The following is a 4019-nucleotide window of genomic DNA, read 5'->3' on the forward strand; positions in this document are numbered from 1 at the left end:
GACCCGGGTGCTGGAGGCGCTGACCTACATCACGACCGAGATCCACCGGGCCTTCAAGCCGATGTGGCACGCCGGCACGGCCGCCGATAAGGCCGCGGCCGCCGCCACGATCCAGACGCTGATGGCGCCACTGGAGGCGTCCCTGACGGACGACTTCCTGTTCGGGGCCACGCCGTCGGTGGCGGACTTCTATCTGTTCGTCATGCTGCTCTGGGCCGAGCGGTTCGGGGTGGAGACGCCCGACCGGCTCACCGCGCTGCGTGACCGGCTGCGCGCCCGACCGGCGGTGCGCGCGTCCATGACCGCCGAGGGCTTGCTTTGAAATCCGCGGCGGGTGCGAATGGACGCATGACCGGGGATCAGAGCGCCACCGACCTCTTCGAGGCGAACCGGACCCGTCTGGTCCGCATCGCCTACCGCATGCTCGGCTCCTTCGCAGAGGCCGAGGATGTGGTGCAGGAGGCGTGGATCCGCTGGCAGGGCGTGGACCTGAGCGAGGTGCGCCAGCCGGCGGCCTTTCTGGTCCGCACCGTCACACGCCTGTCCCTCGACGTCATGAAGTCCGCCCGCGCCCGCCGCGAGGCCTATGTCGGCAACTGGCTGCCCGAGCCGGTGTTCGAGCCGGATGAGGAAACCCCGGCCGAGGATGAACTGACCCTGACGCTGATGATGGCGCTGGAGCGGTTGTCGCCGCTCGAGCGCGCGGCCTTCCTGCTGCATGACGTCTTCTCGGCGCCCATGGACGAGATCGCCGCCGCCCTGGGTCGTGACCCCGCGGCCGTGCGCCAGCTCGCCGTCCGCGCCCGGAAACACATTCAGGACGCCCGCCCTCGCTACCCGGTGGCGCCGGAGGAAGGCGAGCGGATCGCCAAGGCCTTCTTCCACGCCACCAACAACGGCGACGTGACGAGCCTGCGCGCGCTGTTGGCCGACAGCGTCATCCTGACCTCCGACGGCGGCGGCAAGGCCAACGCCTGGCTGCACCCCATCGTCGGCATGGACCGTCTCGTGCGCCTGTTCAGCGGCCTGCACCGCAAGCTGACCCTGCCGGCGATCCTGGTGCGCTGGACCCGCATCGACGGCCTGCCCGGCTACATCAGCTACGAACGCGACGGCACGCTGCAGACCACGGCCCTGGAGGTCGAGAACGGCCGGATCGTCGCCGTCTACATCACCCGCAATCCCGACAAGCTGGCCCGGCTGGGCCTGCCGGGATCCAGCACGGAGCTTCACTGAACGCCCGCATCGGCGTAGGCCTGTCCGTTCACGAAAGGTGCGAACATGGCGGGTCTGAAGGACAAGCGCGGCTTCATCGACAAGGACCGGCTGGATTTGTCGGAACGTCAGGCCGTCGAGTACTGGATGAAGCGCTGGGGCGTGACCCGCGACCAGATCACCGCCGCCCACCGCAAGGTCGGCCGGATGACCAAGGACATCGCCGCCGAGCTGGGCAAGAAGCGCTAGAGCGCCTGCCGATACAGGCCGCTGATCATGGCGAACGCCTCGATCTTTTCCGCCTCGCCGCCGAACGCCCGCGTCGGAACGATGAAGGCGTTATGATTTCGACCGGTCACGATGATGCCGCCCTCGGCGTCGGCGACCGAGCCGATCTGGGCCCACGGCATGCGTCCGGTCTGCGGGCCACGCACGTACGACAACCCCTCGGCGTCGAAGGTCAGGGCGCGTTCTTCCGGTCGGTAGCGCAGTTGCGGCCAGACGACCATGAAGAGGATCATCAGCACGCTGGCCGCCACGCCGAGCTGAAGCCCGGACAGGGTCGATCCGCCGACCTGACCGAGCGCGAAGCTCCCGCACAGCAGGACGACGATAGCCAGGTGGAACATCCACAGCTTGCGCAGCCATGTGACCTTGTACCAGGCCCGCAGCTCCTCGCGGGTCAGGGCGTAGCGGACGGTCAGCATCAAATGTGCAGCACCCGCCCATAGGCGTCGAGCTGGGCCTCGTGCATCGCCTCCGACATGGTCGGGTGCGGATAGACGATGCCGAACATGTCTTCTTCCGTCGCTTCCATGGTCATGGCCGTGACGTAGCCCTGGATCATCTCGGTGACCTCGTGGCCGATCATGTGCGCGCCGATCAGGGCGCCGGTCTTCGCGTCGAAGATGGTCTTCACGAAGCCCTCGGTCTCGCCGGCGGCCACGGCCTTGCCGTTCACCTTGAAGGGGAAGCGGCCGACCTTGACCTCGCGCTTGGCCTCGCGAGCGGCCTGTTCGGTGATCCCGACCGAGGCGACCTGCGGCTGGGTGTAGGTGCAGCCGGCGATGGGCGAGTTGACGTTCGGGGTCTTGAAGCCGGCGATGAACTCGGCGGCGTGGATGCCCTCGTGCGAGGCCTTGTGCGCCAGCCACGGGGCGCCGGCGCAGTCGCCGATGGCGAACAGCCCCTTCACGTTGGTCTGGCAGTGGCTGTCGATCTTGATGTGGCCGCGGTCCAGTTCGACGCCCAGCGCTTCCAGGCCGATGCCGTCGGTGTTGGCGGTGATGCCCACGGCCGAGATACAGACCTCGGCCTCCAGCGCCTCGGCCTTGCCGCCGATCTCGACATCGACCTTCACGCCCGCGGCGGTCTTGGACACCTTGGTCACCTTGGCGCCGACGCGGAACTTGATGCCGCGCTTCTCGAAGGCCTTCTGAGCGGCCTTGGAGACCTCCTCATCCTCGACCGGCATGATGCGATCGACCGCTTCCACTACGGTAACTTCCGCGCCCAAAGCCCGGTAGAAGCTGGCGAATTCCAGGCCGATGGCGCCGGAGCCGATGACCACGAAGGTCTTGGGCAGTTTTTTGGGGGCCAGGGCGTCGCGGTAAGCCCAGATCTTGTCGCCGTCGGCCTCCAGGCCGATCTGCGGCAGGGCGCGGGCGCGGGCGCCGACGGCCAGCATGACCGCCTTGGCCTCGACCGAGCGGCTGCCGCCGGCCTTCAGGGCGACGACGACCTTGGGCGCTCCCGCACCCTTCTCCAGCTTCGCCTCGCCCTCGATCACCTCGACCTTGTGCTTCTTCATCAGGAAGGTGACGCCCTTGTTCATCGTGGACGCGACGCCACGCGACCGCTGGATGATGGCGTCGAAGTCGAACGACGCGCCGGTCGCCGACAGGCCGTAGTCCTTCAGATGGCTCAGACTCTCGTACTTCTCGCCCGACTTCAGCAGGGCCTTGGTCGGGATACAGCCCCAGTTCAGGCAGATGCCGCCCAGCGCCTCGCGCTCCACAATGGCGACCTTCTGGCCCAGCTGCGAGGCGCGAATGGCGGCGACATAGCCGCCCGGGCCCGAACCGATGATGACGAGATCGAATTCAGCAGCCATGGTCAGATCAACTTCTCAATGTCGGCCTTGATGGCCCGGGGTTCGACCTGGGGCGCGTAGCGGGCGATCACCCTGCCCTCCCGGTCGGTCAGGAATTTGGTGAAGTTCCACTTCACGTCACGGCTGCCCAGAAAGCCCTTCTTCTGGCTGGTCAGCCAGTCGTAGAGCGGATGCCGTTTCGGGCCGTTGACCTCGATCTTGTCGAACATGGGAAAGTCGACGCCGTAGGTCGTGGAGCAGAAGCTGGCGATCTCGTCCGCCTTGCCCGGCTCCTGCGCCCCGAACTGGTTGCACGGAAAGCCCAGCACCTCGAACGGCTGGTCCGCCAGCTCGCGATGCAGGGTCTCCAGCCCCTCGTACTGGGGCGTGAAGCCACAGCGCGAGGCGACATTGACGATCAGCAGGGCCTTCCCCTCGAACCGGGACAGCGGGACCTCGGTCCCGTCGATGCCGGTGGCGGTGAAGTCATAGACCGAGGTCATGCCCTGCCTTTCGTCTTACGCCAGCATCGTCACGGGATCTTCGATCAGCGGCTTGAACGCCTGCAGGAAGCGGGCGCCGGTCGCGCCGTCGACGACGCGGTGATCGCAGGTCATCGTGACCGTCATCACCGTGGCGACGGCCAGTTGGCCGTTCTTGACGACAGGGCGCTGTTCGCCCGCGCCGACGCTCATGATCGCGCCCTGCGGCC

7 protein-coding genes are annotated in these 4019 nt (G+C 67.3%); 3 read left to right on the forward strand and 4 right to left on the reverse strand.

The features are described from left to right. From Q0C81_RS17075 to Q0C81_RS17085, 3 genes are all read left to right on the forward strand, one after another. On the forward strand, nucleotides 1–322 hold a 322-nt coding region (locus tag Q0C81_RS17075; RefSeq protein WP_291840805.1), incomplete at its 5' end, for a glutathione S-transferase C-terminal domain-containing protein. 26 nt (nucleotides 323–348) lie between these two features. Beyond that, a complete protein-coding gene (locus Q0C81_RS17080; protein ID WP_291840808.1) occupies nucleotides 349–1236 on the forward strand; it encodes a sigma-70 family RNA polymerase sigma factor in 888 nt (295 codons plus the stop codon). Between the two features lie 45 nt (nucleotides 1237–1281). Next, entirely contained in the window at nucleotides 1282–1464 is a 183-nt protein-coding gene (locus Q0C81_RS17085; RefSeq protein WP_047413801.1) for a DUF3606 domain-containing protein, read from the forward strand. Here the strand turns inward: Q0C81_RS17085 and Q0C81_RS17090 are convergent. From Q0C81_RS17090 to Q0C81_RS17105, 4 genes are all read right to left on the reverse strand, one after another. After that, nucleotides 1461–1922 carry a YcxB family protein gene (locus Q0C81_RS17090; protein WP_291840831.1) on the reverse strand — a complete coding sequence of 154 codons (462 nt, stop codon included), beginning with the start codon at nucleotides 1920–1922 and terminating at the stop codon, nucleotides 1461–1463. The two genes, Q0C81_RS17085 and Q0C81_RS17090, sit on opposite strands and share 4 nt — an antisense overlap. After that, a complete protein-coding gene (gene lpdA, locus Q0C81_RS17095; RefSeq protein ID WP_291840834.1) occupies nucleotides 1922–3328 on the reverse strand; it encodes a dihydrolipoyl dehydrogenase in 1407 nt (468 codons plus the stop codon). Before lpdA ends, Q0C81_RS17090 begins: the two co-directional genes overlap by 1 nt. 2 nt (nucleotides 3329–3330) lie before the next feature. Beyond that, nucleotides 3331–3810, reverse strand: a complete 480-nt coding sequence (locus tag Q0C81_RS17100) for a glutathione peroxidase (protein ID WP_291840837.1) — start codon at nucleotides 3808–3810, stop codon at nucleotides 3331–3333. Between the two features lie 15 nt (nucleotides 3811–3825). After that, a partial coding sequence (locus Q0C81_RS17105; RefSeq protein WP_291840839.1) for a 2-oxo acid dehydrogenase subunit E2 occupies nucleotides 3826–4019 on the reverse strand: 194 nt, incomplete at its 5' end.

Origin of the sequence: Brevundimonas sp. (assembly GCF_023259385.1) — a bacterium.
GTDB lineage: Bacteria > Pseudomonadota > Alphaproteobacteria > Caulobacterales > Caulobacteraceae > Brevundimonas.